Annotated in this window: 9 protein-coding genes; 1 reads left to right on the top strand and 8 read right to left on the bottom strand. The window is 53.3% G+C overall.

The features are described 5' to 3' along the window. Positions 1 to 6: 6 nt before the first annotated feature. Together AC07RZ_RS02915 and AC07RZ_RS02910 are read right to left on the bottom strand one after the other, a co-directional pair. Positions 7 to 573: a hypothetical protein gene (locus AC07RZ_RS02915; RefSeq protein ID WP_494666825.1), complete on the bottom strand. Its 567-nt coding sequence runs from the start codon at positions 571 to 573 to the stop codon at positions 7 to 9. Then, positions 570 to 3386 (bottom strand): type VI secretion system Vgr family protein, encoded by a 2817-nt coding sequence (locus AC07RZ_RS02910; protein WP_494667036.1) that lies wholly within the window; start codon positions 3384 to 3386, stop codon positions 570 to 572. The genes AC07RZ_RS02915 and AC07RZ_RS02910 overlap by 4 nt, the downstream gene beginning before the upstream one ends. A gap of 1248 nt (positions 3387 to 4634) precedes the next feature. Here AC07RZ_RS02910 and AC07RZ_RS02905 point away from each other — a divergent pair. Next, complete coding sequence (locus tag AC07RZ_RS02905; RefSeq protein ID WP_494666824.1) at positions 4635 to 6452, top strand: AAA family ATPase; 1818 nt, start codon at positions 4635 to 4637, stop codon at positions 6450 to 6452. Between the two features lie 427 nt (positions 6453 to 6879). On the opposite strand, the gene AC07RZ_RS02900 is transcribed toward AC07RZ_RS02905, so the two are convergent. The 6 genes from AC07RZ_RS02900 to AC07RZ_RS02875 all read right to left on the bottom strand — a co-directional run bounded on the left by AC07RZ_RS02900 (position 6880) and on the right by AC07RZ_RS02875 (position 15714). Continuing rightward, entirely contained in the window at positions 6880 to 7158 is a 279-nt protein-coding gene (locus AC07RZ_RS02900; RefSeq protein WP_092397614.1) for a PAAR domain-containing protein, read from the bottom strand. Positions 7159 to 7240: 82 nt separating this feature from the next. Next, positions 7241 to 7855, bottom strand: coding sequence for a hypothetical protein (locus AC07RZ_RS02895; RefSeq protein WP_494666823.1), 615 nt, complete (start codon positions 7853 to 7855; stop codon positions 7241 to 7243). A gap of 46 nt (positions 7856 to 7901) precedes the next feature. Beyond that, positions 7902 to 9062: a right-handed parallel beta-helix repeat-containing protein gene (locus tag AC07RZ_RS02890; RefSeq protein ID WP_494666822.1), complete on the bottom strand. Its 1161-nt coding sequence runs from the start codon at positions 9060 to 9062 to the stop codon at positions 7902 to 7904. A gap of 89 nt (positions 9063 to 9151) precedes the next feature. Continuing rightward, a complete protein-coding gene (locus AC07RZ_RS02885) occupies positions 9152 to 12157 on the bottom strand; it encodes a metallophosphoesterase (RefSeq protein WP_494666821.1) in 3006 nt (1001 codons plus the stop codon). 21 nt (positions 12158 to 12178) lie between these two features. Then, the gene (locus AC07RZ_RS02880; RefSeq protein ID WP_494666820.1) at positions 12179 to 13240 is read right to left on the bottom strand and encodes a DUF4123 domain-containing protein; all 1062 of its coding nucleotides are present in this window, start codon (positions 13238 to 13240) and stop codon (positions 12179 to 12181) included. 11 nt (positions 13241 to 13251) lie between these two features. After that, positions 13252 to 15714, bottom strand: coding sequence for a type VI secretion system Vgr family protein (locus AC07RZ_RS02875; protein WP_494666819.1), 2463 nt, complete (start codon positions 15712 to 15714; stop codon positions 13252 to 13254). Between the last annotated feature and the right edge of the window lie 111 nt (positions 15715 to 15825).

Here is a 15825-nt window from a genome sequence, read left to right as displayed (position 1 = left end):
GGACCTTCATTTCACCGGTTTGAGAGCGGATTCTTTATTTAAGATATCTTCGACGCTTAAATTCAACGTCTTGGAGTAGCGCCTTGTGAACACTGGCTTCAAAGAATAAGGAGGATCATCAGGATGATCATTGTCCGCTTCAGAAAACTTAAACCATGTGACGACAGATTCGCCCTTTTCGTACCAGCCGTTATCGGCTCGCTTGTCCGCCCTTATAAAATAGACGCCGCTCGCCTGCGCCGAGACAATACCATCCGCCAATGTGACATCCCCGCCACTTGCGCTTGACCATGTAAATTGCAGGTCATCTGGTTTGCGCAAGATTGGAACTTGATTCCAGGTTTCACTATTTTTTGCTTGGAAATAAAAGTTATAACTGCGCTTAAACGTGGTTGTGTCCTGATAAGTGCCGACCACCAAAATCACTTTACCTGCTGGCAATTTCCACTCATGCAGACCTTGAGTCATCGGGAAGACGTCTTTGGCCAATACATTCTGAGCGAAACCGATGCTAAGATAAAACACAACGTACAGAAAAATTCTCATTGCGAATTGCTTCTTGCGAAAAATCATGCTTCCCCCTCGGGATTCTCAAAGTAGTGGCCGATTATGTCAGCCGAAAGATGAACGGTTTCGTCATCACCGGCCAATGCGCCGATATATGGATCATCTTCATGATGCAGTTCCGCATCTTCATCTGCATCAACGTTTGCTTGATCGGCTGGAGCCTCTCCTGCTGGTGACGGCTCAAATAACTTCCACTTGTCGTCACCGATATGCAAAGCCAGTTTTTTTCCTTCTTCAAAATCTTGCCGAGGGAATCGTCCATCCTCTCCGATTGCCCCTCCGGCAAGAGAGGTACCGGCTTCATCCACAATCCGGAAGGGTAAGCCGGTTAACCCGAAGGCCCCAGCTATTTCGTCAGCACCAGAAAAGGCAAATCGCTGACTATGTTGGCCCGCCTGCGCGACGAGTGTTTCAGTTTGATGTTCGTCAAAACTGCGCGGGCCAGGGAGACTGTGGTTCGCAGCATGCGCAACATAGGCGCCATTTGTCCCATGTTCAATTCCAGCGGCGTTGTACTTAACGTAGCTGCCACCGCCGTTGATCATAACTTCTTCCTTCGCTACGATCGTGATGCGATTTGCTGTGTGCGTGATATTCAGTTTGGCCAGAATATTGATGCTGTTCGTAAGTGCCTGCACGTCGATGTCGCCAGCTGCTGCAACCATCTTCATACCGGCTTTTTGCACAAATAAACGGAAAGTCTTCGTGATACTGGCAAACAAGCTGTCTCCGCTGGCAATCGACAAGCTCTTACCAGTTGTGACTGCAGTGTGTTCACCGCTGGCGATATGGGTCGATTGGGCAGTAGTGGTCTCGATGCCGGCCGGGCTGGCCAACACTAGATGCGGTTCCGACAGCTCAGGGAAAGTACCGTCGCTGCTGGCACCACTGCCCTTGATCGCATCGTTCTGAGCTTTAAGAATTTTCGCGATATCGGCCTGCTGCCCCTGCTTCTCCTGCGCACCAACCTGCTGCGCCATGTCGGCCAGCGTCTCGTGTTGGTCTCGCGCCGAAGTGAGACGTTGTACCGTCTCACCCATGTCCTTCATGTGGGAGGCAGCGTTGGTGCGTGCCTCAGTGGTGATCAACATTCCGTTGGCCGAGCGCGCAACGCCATGACCATCGGTGCGCAGTTCCCAGCCCTCACCCCTGGCATCCTTGCGACCAGCATTGTCTTCAATGCGGGTGATATGCCCCAAGCTCAACTGACTGTGCTGATGGTCACTCTTTATCTGTGCCTGAATTTTTCCATTGGAATCGTCCAGGATCACATGGTTTGAACGTCCACCAGGCTGATTGCCACCGTCAGGTGTCAACTCACGGCTCCTGAATCCCGTCAATGGCTGCTGGGTCGCCAATTTCCATGGCGGCATATTGCGCTGGTTATAGACGGCCCCAGTAAAGATAGGCCTATCAGGATTGCCATCCAACCACTGGATAATTCCTTCACTGCCGACGCGAGGAATTGCCTTAGCTCCCAGTTCACCGCCAGCCCATGCACTGGCTACACGCACCCATGCTGAACTCTTCTCATCGTTATTGCCGATGCGGTCCCAATGAAACTGTACGCGGATACGTCCGTATTCATCCGTATGTATCGAACCCTGACCAGATGGGCCGACCACGATAGCGGTTTGCGGATAAGTGATCTTGGTGTCGACACTATTGAAGCTGCGGCCCGGTCGCCAGGGAATGATCTTTCGAATACACGTCAACGTATTGCTGTATTCGGCCTTCTCGGTAGTCTGTTGCAAGTAATTATTGGATGCCTTGTGATGCACAGAAAGGATGAGAAACTCACTTTTACTGGCCTCTTCTTTGCTACCGAAAAGATTGAAGGCGAAATGGCCGGTCAAACGGAACCAGAAGCCAGGGATCACAAAGCGGCTATTACCAGCTGCTTCGAAGTGTTTCCCACTTGCTTCAATCTCTTCCATGCGCAATCGAGACAACCTGTCGGCATCTTGAGCGCTCTTCACGCCATAGGCTCCGACATATTCGTACGATTCGATATCGAGGACATTCCCTTGCTTATTCAGAGTTGGCACGCCGGCATTGATCGGTACAGGCTTCTTGAAATTGAATCCCGAGAGCGATACAGAGCCCGGAACAATTTGTCGAACCGGAGAGAACTGGGCTATACCATCTTCCTCTATGGCGCCGCCGTGACGCTGAAATCTAATTTCCGAACCACCATCAATCGATGTCGCACGCGTGGAGTCATCCGTGATGATTAATTTGTGACCCTGCTCAGTATGTTCGTAGTAGTACAAGAGACCTGCCGCTTCGAGGCGGCGATGAATGTAATTGTGATCGCTTTCATCGAACTGAAAGGCGTCAGTCATCGGCAAATCTTCGCCGCTGACACGGAAATCCCAGTTGGGCAGTGTGCCGTAGTCGCTGAAGATGCTGTCGAGCTGCTCGCGCAGGGTCTTGCCGTGGAAAATGTAATTGTCTTTTCGCAGGTGCAGATACTGCAACCACGGGCCTAGTTTGGCCTGGTAGAAGGTGACCCCACCATCAGAACGGATCGAACGGAACTCAAAACAAAAACCACTGAAATAGCGGAGCGTGCCATCAGTTCGAACAAGTTCGATGTTGAATAGTTTGCCCTGCAAATCCTTGAGCGCCAGGCTTGGGTCATCCGAGAGTAATTCAATTTTGAACTCAAAATCTCGCGACAAATTTTCAATCGCGTCGAGCTTGTTGATCAGCAATTGTGCATGCGGACCATCGTCGTGCGGAAACGATAGGCGCAGGATTCGCTTGTTTTGACGGCCGTTAATTAATGCCTGCAAATTTTCCAGTACGTTACTCATGCCATGTTCCTGTGAATGCTCGGGAATTTCAATCCGTGATTCACTCTGAGTGATGCGACGCTCTTGGACATATTGCAACAGCGAATCGGCAATCTTGGCGAGCCGAAAAGACACGACCGAGTTCTCAGAGGGAAATATTTGAGCTTGGATATTAGCAGCTTTTTATTGCTAAATTCCTCACTGTGTTGTTTCGTGACAATATTTTGCAAAGGTATTGCATAAAGAACAAAACTCCCCTCTAACAACCATTTATTTCGTTGCGCGTACGGCCCGCCCTATGCTGTTAATTTGCTGCAGTCAGCTCCGTCGCCTGCCCAGTATGCATACAGCCCTTGAACAACGGATTGGTAGGCATAGAATCAATCGTGGTGTTGCTAAACCGCTTCCGACCACCCATCCAGATCGCTTTATGCGAAGAGTTCGATCGCAAGATCGCCTCGTTCCCCCATTGACCGCCTCGATATTTTGAGCGCAGCCCCAACTTCGGTAGTTCTGGCAGATTTCGATATACAAACAATTGAACTGCTGCTGCGCGTTCTCACCGTGAATATTAAAAAGGAAATATTTTGAGAGTTTTAACCCTTGGCGCGCAGTCATCCCCCCGCCACGCCTGCCCGCTAAATTGGGCGGTTTCGACTCAAATTTGCAAAAGTGACGCAATAGGAGAAACCAACCGGCGCAGGGCGAAAAATCGTGGTGAGAGAGCGACGCAAAACGACGCACGCGGAGGGGTAAAAATGAGAATCTGGTGGGAGCGAAGAAAAACTGATTTCAGGTTTGACCTCGGGGAAAGCATAACCTTTATAACCAGGCGATTTTATGCACTATAAGCCGTTGATTTATATAGATTTAGGTGGTTATGGTTGAACTATAACTTTTGATAACCTAAAACATAACCAGACCTTAAATCATTGATTTATATAGTTATTTATTTTTATAGAAATTATCTTTAACTTTATAACCCAGTTATGCCAAGGTTATGCCGAGATTATAGTTTGCTGAATCTTGCAAGGCCTTATGCAGCAAGGGTTTTCAGCCACTTTCTGCAAAAGGTTATAAAGGTTATGGTTTTCCCGAGTGGTACTTTATTTTAGAGAACCTTCAGCCACGACCTCAGAAATTGCTATATTGCACTCTGCCAATAAGCATTTTTTGCTATTAAGGAAGCCTGACGCAGATTTCATATCTGTCTCCACCGTTGTTCACATCTCAAACGACAACTAACTTCTTGACGGTATAAAGATAAAAATGATTGACACAATATCGTACCGAATACATGGAAAACATGGCTCAATTGAAGATATGAGTTGGGCCGACGTTCCTCCATTTGCCATCGTAACCGGTGAAAATGGCGCCGGAAAAACGCAGCTATTGGAGGCTATAGCAGTTGGCTATGGGCAGCACATACCCGGAGACCCTCGAGCACGAGCCATGCCAAGCAAACCGATGGGTACCGCGCTAGATATCGATGGCAAAAGATACGTCGGAGGAAATGCCTTTTACGCTGCCGCGTCATGGACCCCGTCCGATTGGGGCTCAGCAACGATAGATGGAATTTCTGCTGAGGCTCACCGCCTCTACGATATGCCTACGTTAAACCCACTAATGACATATCTAGACGACCCTCTGTATGTCGAATGGGAAAAAATCTCTACTGCGTTGGATGACAACGCAACAGCGTTCAAGACCATACCTCCCGGCTGGGACAAATTTGAGCCACGCCTCACTCCGGCGCGCCTTGCACAAGGCACTAGTAATCAACACAACCTAGCCTTCCTATTTCTTAGTTATGAGGTACTGCGGGTCGCCGCGAAGGACAGGGCCGCGAGGACCTTCGAGGATCCGGAAAAATCAATCGAACAACTTGGCGAACCGCCATGGGAGACGTTTAATATATTTTGCAAGGAAGCCGATGTCGGTTTTGAGATTGTCCCCCCATCAATAGAACGTCCAACAATTCTCGCTCGTCCGATACCACCATACCAACTGCAACTTCGAGACATTAAACGAGGAACGGTAATCCCGGTCTCCGAAGCTTCGTCTGGTGAGCGCATCATGCTTTCAATTATTGCCTGGCGATACTTAGCCGAAACCTGGAAAAAAAGTTACGACGTGATCATTCTTGACGAACCAGATGCTCATTTGCACCCTTCATTAGTCAGAAAATTTCTAAGCGTTCTTCAAAGCGTGTTGGTTGAACGCCATGGTGCCCGGGTGATCATGACGACACACTCTCCATCAACGGTAGCACTAGCTCCCAAAGGCTCCATATTTGAGCTACAACGATACGGTACCCCTCGGATTGCGCCGGTACAAAACTCAGCCGAGATAGTAGCGAAACTTACGGGTGGACTCGTCGCCGTGGATGCAGCCACACGGTTCATCGTTCTTGAAGGACCTTCTGACCCACCGTTCTATAAGGGACTCTGGACTCTAATGCTGGAAGCTGGATTGCCTAGCTTCCCGGGCATATCTTTTTCCGTTAGAGATGGCTGTTCAAAAGTGAAAGAGACCGTGCGATTTCTTCGTGAATGGGATTTCGAACGCTTCTATGGAATATTGGATCGAGACGCCCCGCCAAATCAAAACATGCAGGAAGAAGGCATTTTCGTCCTGAGTAGAAACGGGATCGAAAATTATATATTCGATCCTTTGAATATATGGCTTTGTTTATGGCTTGAGCGCTCACAATTCCACGCACAGCTCCACCAAATCCCATCACTTCGACAAGGTAACGGCTCTCGACTAAAGGAAGAGAAACCCGCAGAACTCCAGCTCGTCGTGGATTCGGTGTGGAATAAAATTCTGGCGACTTCCCCAGAAATTGAACCTCTTTTAAGAAATCTCGTTCCCGTGTTTTTTAAAGGTGGTCTCAAGCTGCAGTACCCGCGGTGGTTCCTTGAATGCGACGATCACTCTCTCGCAACCAGTGTTCGGAAAGCTTTTTTCCCATATCCGTTTCCACCGAACGACTTGCATCAAAGTTATATGACGCTCAATCTGATACCCCAAGAATTTTGGGACATTTTCTCAAAAATCGCAAAACCCCTGCCTGACGAGGAATAGTCACTTATACGCTGAACATGCACCTTGTTTCAGTGCACTTCATATACTCATTATTGAAAGTTGGGGTAGCGAGTGATACTGAATTGATACGAGTAAGTCGCTGAGCCAGTAGTTACGTAGAGGATATCCCCTTGAACTAACGAGACAATTGAATCCTCGTTACTATACTTAGTTACAGTACAAATCCGTTTCAAAATAGCCACAATTTCTCGAAGTGTCTCGCATCTCGCGATATTTTCAAAAACTATTTGCACCATCCCCATTTTTTACGAAACAAACAGATAACTCATTGATTTTAAACAGAATCAATTTCCTCTCTCCGGCACCATGAGATTTCCTGACAAGCAACGTCAAACGCCACAGAATCTGCCTAACAGATCCTGTGGCGTTTTTTCATTCAAAAACGTTTGATATGGAACGGCTCGATTTACCCGACGGTGGCGCCGATGCTGCCGATCAGCGTACAGCCGCATTCGGTCTTGTGACCTTCCAGCGCAACAGGAATCCCGTCAAGGATAAACGTCGAATGCCCTTCGATGATCTTGTTGACGCCGTGCGGTTTACCACCCGGATAGACCAGCGGACATTCGACCAGGTCGCCCAGCCGTGCAATCGGCTTGTCCAGCACGTTATGCGTGGGAGAACCGCTGATCACATGACCGCCATGACTGGTTTTGTCGCCCACTACGATGATTTTTAGAGCCATGATTTTTCCTGAAAAAATAATCCAACTACACTAAACCAAGCAGGCGGCGCTCGCAATTTCGCGGCCTCGTGCGATCCTAAATTCATCTGTAAGAACCAGAATACATCGACAACACGTTCATCGCCACCATAAGGCCGATGCCCACAAACGGAAAAGCGATGGCGCTGCCCACCGCCAGGTAAGCTTCTTTCCGCCATTGCCGCCTGGCGCAATACCATGCGGCGATTATCAGTGCAGGCAGGGCCAGATAAAAAACATAGACGATATTCACCGACGCCAGCCAGAAAAACAGGAATAATCCGACTGCCACCAGCAGCCAGATCCATGTGTTCGGGCGCGGGGCTGGAACGGCGGGATCCGCGCTCTCCGGCGCCATCCTCATCATGCGGCGCCATCCTATGAATAACAAGGTAAACAGCGGTGGAATGAAGGGAGCGACCGTAGCAGAATTGATGGAACGGCCCAGTAGGACGGTTAATACAATAAAGGCGAGACTAACCAATAACGACAGGCCAATGCCGCGCAGTATCCAATCCCACGCGCGGGTGCCGGCATTTGCATCCTGCGCAGCCGATTCCTGCTGTTTTGCCGATCTGGCGATTTTGACGATCCATACAAGCAATGCCAGCACCAACAGCACCACCACAACTGGCAATAAACCCAGCCAGCTTGCCTGGGCTTCACTCGTTTCCATCATCGTGTTTTTCCAATCTAAAAATTGCGGAGTCTGCTGTTCGTCGAACTTAACCCGGCAGCTTTACATTTGATCCGTCTAATTTATCAACACGTCCTTTATACGGCGCCAATGTCGTCAAATCTTGCGTTTCGACCTGCGTATTCGTGAAATCAAGCCTTTCGAGGATTTTGGTATTCTTGATGTCCAGCCTGCTGATGCGGCTTTCCTTGAAACTGGCTTCCTGGATGGCGCAATTATCGAGAATCAGGTTTGCGGTATTTATATGATTCGACGCCAGCACAGGAATCTTGCAATTGTGAAGCCGCAGGGACTGGTTGACGCGCACTATTTCTTTCTTGCTGGAAAAGCCTCCACCGATAAACACCCCTTCGCTGGCTTTGCCAAACGTGACATTATCAATGTCGATACGCACGATCTTGGCCGGCGAAGTCTGGAATACGTCTCGTCCGTTCCCCTTGATCTGGCAGTTCCGTATGGTCAGGCTTGCCGCCGATCCAAACAAGGCATTGACATAACCCGCATCCAGCGATTCCATCAGCACATCGCCCTTGACCGTGGCTTCGGACAGGTCGATGTTATCGATGGCGGTATTGCGAATGGTGAGGGATAAAAATGCGGCAGGACGCATATCAAAATTTCCGCGCAGCTTGGAGTTCTCTATAAGAACTTCAGAACCGCCTGTCGCCGCATCTATCGGGCAATCAACATTTTCAAATTGACAGTCCCTGATAGTCAGCTTGGTATCGCCATAGATGCTCATGTACTTGAACTGGCAGCGCGTGAACTCCGTTTCGCCTTCGGTCCCTAATGCGCCAAAATGGTTTTGATCGGCGCCGTCACCCTGGAATTTACAGTCTTCGAAACGGACTTTCGTACTGCCCGGATCGCCGATCAGATTCAGCTTGCCGACACCCGCGCATTTGGAAAACTGGACCCGATTCATTTTGCCGAATCCCAAAATTCCGCCAAAGCGGCAACCGTCGAATTGCAGATCTTCACTGCCCTTCAATTTGATGGCATATGAGCTTGCAAAATCGCAGTCGACGAAACGGATGTTGCGCCATGCTTGGCCATGAAATTCAGTGCCGCCAAATGACGCGCTATTGATTGTCATGAGGGCGTCGCCATTTTCTTTCTGGCGGAGCTCCGGATTTTGCAGGTAGTCAAAAACTTTTCCAAATTCGCCAATTGGTTTTTTGCTGCTCATGGCATCACATCCTGTTATGTTGGTTAGACTTAAAGCAAAAACACTGACACGGCGCAGAAAACTCCGCCGTGAAGTTATGATTATCATGTTCAGCCTTTAATGACTTTTTGAGGATCCGGATAGCTGTTTCCTGGGCCGTTCCGGTAGGTTTTAAATAACCATCCCCAATCTGGCACTTCGCCCCGCTCTCCGGCTGGCCTGCCGATAAGCGGCACGGCTCCGATTTCCGTTATTCTAAATTGAATCTCCAGCGGAAATACCCACGAATCGCTGAAGTTCATGTCTTTGCCCCAATCGGGCTGGCCGGCGGCAACGGTTGGTTTCTTCAACAAGACTTCGCAAAAAGCTTGCGGGATTTTTGTCCCGCCATTTGCCCTGAATGCGCTGTCCAGCACATTCAGATCCGATGCGCTAAACGTCAGGCGCTTTTTGCTGCCGCTGGAAGAGCCAAACAACTGCTTTGGCGCATCCGAGAAAGATGGCGTGAGCCGGTGCCAGGTTTTTTTTGCGTCGCCTGTTTCTTCATCCCGTCCCCCGACAAATACCCATATGTTCATTCCAGTTATACACGCCAACCCTGTCATCTGGTCGCTAAGAGTGACATCCACGGTACGGGAAAAAAGCGCCTGCCCAGGCTTGAAGTCGGTACACATGAAATTCAGCGGCATGGCAATATCGCTGTCGCCACGGCTCATGACGGCCAGATAGTCGAGCGCCACGCACAAACGCGGCTGGGTGTTCTTTTTAGGATCGCTGGTCTTGACTTGTTTAATCGCACCACCCTTAGCATCCAGCAAGGTTCCGCTAGGCGGACGCAGGGTCCAGCCATTGAGCTCCCCATACAGGTTTTGCACGCCGATCGGGCCGCCGCAGCTGCTGACGATAAAATTGGTGTGCTGGTCCGAGCTTTTTTGCTCCCCGTGCAGCCCAGGGTCGCGTGAATCGGCAATATTGGCCCGTCTCAACATGTTAGGGCGGTCTTCTGGCGTCGGCCGGTACAGTCCCGAACGATGGCTATGGCCGGACAAGTGATGATTGACACGCCGCGTATCGTCGACAAAGACACAGGTATCGAAATACCACTTGAGATTCTTTTCGCAAGTGCCGAAATTGGCATCATTGAAAGCTGGCGTATCGACGACGCGGACCTGCCCTTCCGACAGCACTCTGTCAAACGGCGTGATGCTGAGCTTGGCATTCAGCGGCGATTTGTTGTAGTTGATGATGGTGAAATGCGTCGCCACCAGCAGCTTTGCCTTGGAGTTCTGCTTGTAAAGCCCGGCAGAATTAAGAATATGCTTCTGCTGTTCATTAATCGAATGCGTGGCACGGGGCAAGACCGTGCTGCCTTGCGCATCAGGGCTGCTGCTCTGGCGCCAGATCCTGTCGCCCGCCATCCCCTTTACTTTTTCCATGCTCAAGTTGATGTAGACCTCGCCATTGCCCCATTCCAGGCCGCACAGCACCTGCTTTGCATCTTTGCCGGCCGGGTCTTCCGGTTTCGCGCCGTATGGGATGACAAAATCCGACAGCGGCGTGAACAGGGCGCTGAACCAGTCGAAATTGTCCGCGTGAAAATTCCTCGCCGTGTAAATTTGCGCATAGGTTGGACCGTAAGCCAGCGTCGCTTCATAGATGGTCATGTTGTGGTCGGCGGCAATCCCTTCGTTGGCCTTGCCGGCAATCCACTCGCTGGCTGCCTCAACATCCTTGCGCAGGTCCGCTATCTGCTCTTCTCGTGAAGAGGTCTTGAACCACCATCCGTCGCGCTTGATCGTTGGCATCACCGGCGACATGCCGGTTGCCATCTCTTCCATCCGTCCCATCTTGTTAGCCCAGGTGCTCAAGCTGGAGTCGGCGCGCGGGCTGACTCCGTATGGCACGTCATACGCCTCGTGATTGCCGGTCGTCATGAAAACAGGAAGCGTCAATTCCCGGTAAGAGTGCCGCACCAGGCTGTACATCAGCATATCGTCCATGCCCCGCTTGTACAGATTTTTGTCGTCGAGCTTGCCGAGCACGTTGAAATTTTTCCATTGGTCGCCAATGGTTCCCCCGACCTTGTCCGGGTCGATATTGCGGTTGAAGTCGATCAGGTCGCCGGTCAGAAAGATCGCATCGGCACGGTTCTCGCCCTTGCCGAATTGCTCAAACAGATCCTTGAGAGCCATGAAACTGTTGCACACCTTGCCGCCGACCTTGTCTGCCAATGCGCCCGCTGCATCGTCTTCGATCACGCGAGCCGGAGATTGCGCCAACGCGTTGTGGCGCACATTCACGTGCACATCCGACAAATGGCCGATCTTGAGCGTGTCGCTCTTGCCGCGAATGACCGGATGCCAGCTCATCAGCCGGTCGGCCCTCTGCGCCGGCAGGCCCGTTGCCTGGAAATTATCGAGATTGAATTCATAGGGCCGCGCAAAATGATTGGCGGCGGCATTTTTCTGGTTGTGCAGAAAATCGTGGATGTACATGTCTTGTCCTTCGACATGGGTAATCCCTTGATATTCCTGATGACGGGCATGTTCCTCATCGATTTCCACCATCCAGGCAAACGTTTTGAAGGCATCGTTGCCAATGCTGGTAAACGGTCCCTGCGTCAGGTCTATCTCGATTTCGTAGACATGGCTTAGCCCCCGGTACACTTCGGCGGCCTGGGTTGAAATTGTCGCAAACGGCTGGCCGTGCCGGTTCTTGATCAGGGCGCCAGCGGCGAAGTCACCCACCAGCCAGCCGTTGATGGCTGTCTTGGCCTTGGAAAATGTCTTGCCATCCCCAAACAAAGTGCCCTGGGTGGTATCGGTCTTTGTGTCCTTTTTCTTGATGTCATACAGGCGCAGATGGCGATCAGTCGCACAGTGGATGGTATGTGCCTGCTTGGTCTTCTCATCAATGGTGAAATGTGTACGCGCCTCGGCAGCCGCTCCCAGGAAAATGCTGCACTTGGTTTGCCCCGGCGCCAGGATCAACGGCGTGCCGAGGCTGGGGTAAAGAATGACAGCACTGATAGGAGGATCTTTTTCGCACTCGGTAACGCCGGGAGTCTGGTTCTTGCCGCTGGAGGCATTTGCTACGCTTGAAGAGATATCAGCCATGTAATAGTCCGGATAAAAGTATTAGGCCAATGACGCTAGCGGATGGCTGGAAACGTTTCCAGCGCGGCGCAGGCGTAACGGGGTCAGTATTTTTTCTGAGAGAAGCGCTAGGCTGCGCGGCGCATCGGCCTGCTGCCCTTCCCAATACGCCGCGGGCATGCGCCCGATGACAGCAGCGATCGATTCTTTTGCAGCGGCGCTGGCGCGCAGCAAGGCGTTTAGCTGCGGCTCGTCGCAAGCGCGCGGGTGCATCCGCAAACCAAGCGCGATCAGCAGCCGCTGGTCGCTCCATTCGCTCAAATCCAGCTGCTCGGCCAGCTTCAGCTGTAGATGGGCAATCACGCGCAGCACAGGCGCGGCGATGTGGTCGAGCTCGCCGGGATCGGTATCTTCTTTCAGGATCAGGGCTTGCAGCCGCTCGGCGTGGTTCAGGCGATCCAGCGCCAGCTGCAGTTCGGCGCCGATTGGCAGCGGTTCGCTGAGCGCGGCCGGTTGCGGCTGCGCTGCGCCGCGGATGACGCGCGGCGTGAACAAATGATCCCAGCTTGCCCACCATTGCATCGCGCCGAGGAATTGCTGGCGTACCGGTTGCGGCCAGCATTGGACCATGTCCAGGCCGATGCGCGGGTCGAAATAACGCATCAGCACTTGCGATTTATCTTCCAGCAGGCCGTTGAACCAGCTGCGCAGATGGGCGCACAGCACATGGGTGCGCAGCGGACTGGCGATCACGCTGAGCGCCTGTCTGCTGCCGGCATCGGTGGCAAGGCGCAGCAGCAAAGCGTCCGACGGTTGCGGCGGCAAGCGCAACAGCCATGGCCCCTGGTCCACGTGCGCATCCTCTGCCGTGTGGGCAAACAAAGGCTCCGCATCGAGTTCGTGGTCAGCGATGAGCTTGGCGATGCTGCCCGGCGCGCATTGCCCTGCGTTGACCAGCGCGTAACACTGGGCAGTGCGCGGCGGCCGCAGCAGGATGCGCAAATCGTGGCTCAGCGCCTGCGCGACTTCATCCAGGAATTGTTGCGGATCATGCGATGGCGTTGATTCTGCCGAACCTGGAACTACGTGTAACGGAGCGCTCATGTCATATCCATTCAGAGCCGCTTGGTCAGCGTGGAAGCCTGCTGATTCGCTTCCTGCATGCAGCTGACGCAGATGTCCGGCTGGGTCTTGACCGGCAAGCTTTTCGGCCCAGGCCAGCTGCGGCTCGCCGCATGCACCAGATGCGGACCATTGGTGCCGTATTCGATGCCGCCGGCATTGTGCTTGACATAGCTGCCGCCGCCGTTGATCAAGACTTCTTCCTTCGCCGTGATAGTGACGCGCTCGGCAGTCACGCTGATGTTCAGCTTGGCCAGCAGGTTGATATTGTTCGACAGCGCCTTGACGTCGATATCGCCTGCGGCTGCGATCATTTTCATGCCGGCCTTATGGATAAACAGGCGGAAGGTCTGGGCAACGCTGGCAAACAGGCTGTCGCCGCTGGCGATCGACAGGCTCTTGCCGGAACTGATCGCGGTATGCTGGGTGCTGGCGATATGCATCGACTGCGCGGTCGTCGTTTCGATCCCGGCCGGGCTGGCCAGCACCAGGTGCGGCGCCGCCAGCTCGGGGAAACTGTCCCCGCCTTCGGCAGCGCCGCCCTGGATTGCCTGGTTCTGGCCTGTGAGCGCTTGCGCAACATCGGTTTGCTGTGCAGGCGCTTCCTGGGCGCCGCTCTGTTCGGCCAATTCGGCCAGTGCCTGATGGCCGTCCGTTGCCTGCGACAAGCGTTGCACCGTTTCGCCCATGTCCTTGATATGCGAAGCCGCATTGGCGCGCGCCTCGGTAGTGATCAGCATGCCCTTGGCGGAACGGGCGACGCCATGGCCGTCGGTACGCAACTCCCATCCTTCGCCACGGAAATCCTTGCGCCCGGCATTGTCTTCAATGCGGGTGATGTTGCCCAGGCTGAGCTGGCTGTGCTGATGGTCACTCTTGAGCTGCGCCTGGATCTTGGCGTTGGTGTCGTCCAGGATCAGGTGGTTGCTGCGGCCGTTGCCGCCATTGCCGAACTCGCGGCTGCGCATGCCGGTCAGGACCTGCTGGCCGGCCAGTTGCCATGGCGGCATGTTGCTCTGGTTGTAGACGGCGCCGGTGATGATCGGATGGTCCGGATTGCCGTCCAGCCACTGGACGATGCATTCGGAGCCGATGCGCGGGGTCGAGATGGAGCCGAGGTCGCTGCCGGCCCAAGGACTGGCGACACGCACCCAGGCCGAACTCTTTTCATCATTGGCGCCGATGCGGTCCCAATGGAATTGCAGCTTGACCCGGGCGAATTCGTCGACGTAGACATCCTGCCCGGCCGGCCCGACCACGGTCGCCGTCTGCGGCGCCTGGATCCTGGTGTCGACGCTATTGAAGCCGCGCGCCGGACGCCACGGGATGCTCTTGCGGATGCAGATCAGGCGGTTGTCATAGGCAGCCGGCTGGTCAGCCTGCTGCAGGTAATTGTTGCTGGCGCTATGGACCACGCTGACGATCAGGAACTCATTCTTGCCCGATCCTCCCGCCTGGCCGGAAGCGCCGACGTTGAAGTGGCCGGTCAGCACGAACGAACGCCCCGGCACGGCAAAGCGGCTGTTGCCTGCCGCCGCCACATGCTTGCCGCTGGCTTCAATCTGCTCCATCTGCCGCTTGGCCATGGCATCGCCATCCTGGCGGTCCTTGAAACCATAGGCGCCCGCGTATTCGTACGACTCGACATCGAGCACGTCGCCTTGCTGGTTGATGGTCGGGATGTCGAGGTTGGCCGGGATCGGCGCCTTGAAATTGAATCCCGACAGGGCGACCCGGCCCGGGACGATCTGCCGCACCGGCGTCCATTCGCCGATGGCGTCTTCTTCCTGCGCCCCGGCGTGGCGCTGGAAACGGATTTCCGAACTGCTGCCGGCGATCGGTTCGGCCTGCGTCGAATCGTCCGACAGGACCAGCTGATGCCCCTTCTCGGAATGCTCATACCAGTAGTGCCAGCCCGCGGCTTCCCAGCGCCGGTGCAGATAGTTGTGATCGGATTCGTCGAACTGGCAAGCCATGGTAAACGGCAGGTCGTTGCCCTTGACGCGTGAATCCCAGTCGGCATGCGCGCCGTAATCGCTGAAGATGTTTTGCGTTTGCTCGTTCAGCGTCTTGCCATGGAACAGGAGATTGTTTTTGCGGAGCCGGAGATAGGCTAGCCACGGCTTCAGGACCATCGAGTAAAACGCCACGCTGCCGTCGGTCCGGGCCAGCCGGAATTCAAAGACATAGCCGTTGAAATAGCGCAGGCTGCCATCGCCGCGCACCAGTTCCACGGTCACCATCTTGCCCTGGATTTCCTTGAGCGGGATGCTGGCGTCGTCTGCCAGCACTTCAACCCTGTATTCGAAATCGCGGGACAAGCCTTCTTCGGCTTCGAGGCGATTCGCCACCAATGTCGTGCGCGGCCCGTCGCCATGGGGGAAAGACAGGCGCAATATCCGGTTATGCTGGCGATCCTGCACCAAGGCCAGGATGGATTGAGGCAAACTGCTCATGCGGGGTTCCTCGAAATTGAACCGTTACTGTTAAATGTTATTTAAACAATATTTAACGCTATATTTTACCCGAAGGCAAATCTTATCAAATCATAACGGCCAGCCTCGTTA

The organism is Collimonas sp. GW821-FHT07E08, from assembly GCF_059418905.1.
This window is presented reverse-complemented; position numbering and strand designations above follow the sequence as displayed.

Coding starts and splice junctions, on each gene's coding strand:
- AC07RZ_RS02900 (WP_092397614.1), bottom strand. CDS start 7,158: ATGGCTCTAAAAATCATCGTAGTGGGCGACAAAACCAGTCATGGCGGT.
- AC07RZ_RS02915 (WP_494666825.1), bottom strand. CDS start 573: ATGATTTTTCGCAAGAAGCAATTCGCAATGAGAATTTTTCTGTACGTT.
- AC07RZ_RS02880 (WP_494666820.1), bottom strand. CDS start 13,240: ATGAGCGCTCCGTTACACGTAGTTCCAGGTTCGGCAGAATCAACGCCA.
- AC07RZ_RS02910 (WP_494667036.1), bottom strand. CDS start 3,386: ATGAGTAACGTACTGGAAAATTTGCAGGCATTAATTAACGGCCGTCAA.
- AC07RZ_RS02890 (WP_494666822.1), bottom strand. CDS start 9,062: ATGAGCAGCAAAAAACCAATTGGCGAATTTGGAAAAGTTTTTGACTAC.
- AC07RZ_RS02895 (WP_494666823.1), bottom strand. CDS start 7,855: ATGATGGAAACGAGTGAAGCCCAGGCAAGCTGGCTGGGTTTATTGCCA.
- AC07RZ_RS02905 (WP_494666824.1), top strand. CDS start 4,635: ATGATTGACACAATATCGTACCGAATACATGGAAAACATGGCTCAATT.
- AC07RZ_RS02875 (WP_494666819.1), bottom strand. CDS start 15,714: ATGAGCAGTTTGCCTCAATCCATCCTGGCCTTGGTGCAGGATCGCCAG.
- AC07RZ_RS02885 (WP_494666821.1), bottom strand. CDS start 12,157: ATGGCTGATATCTCTTCAAGCGTAGCAAATGCCTCCAGCGGCAAGAAC.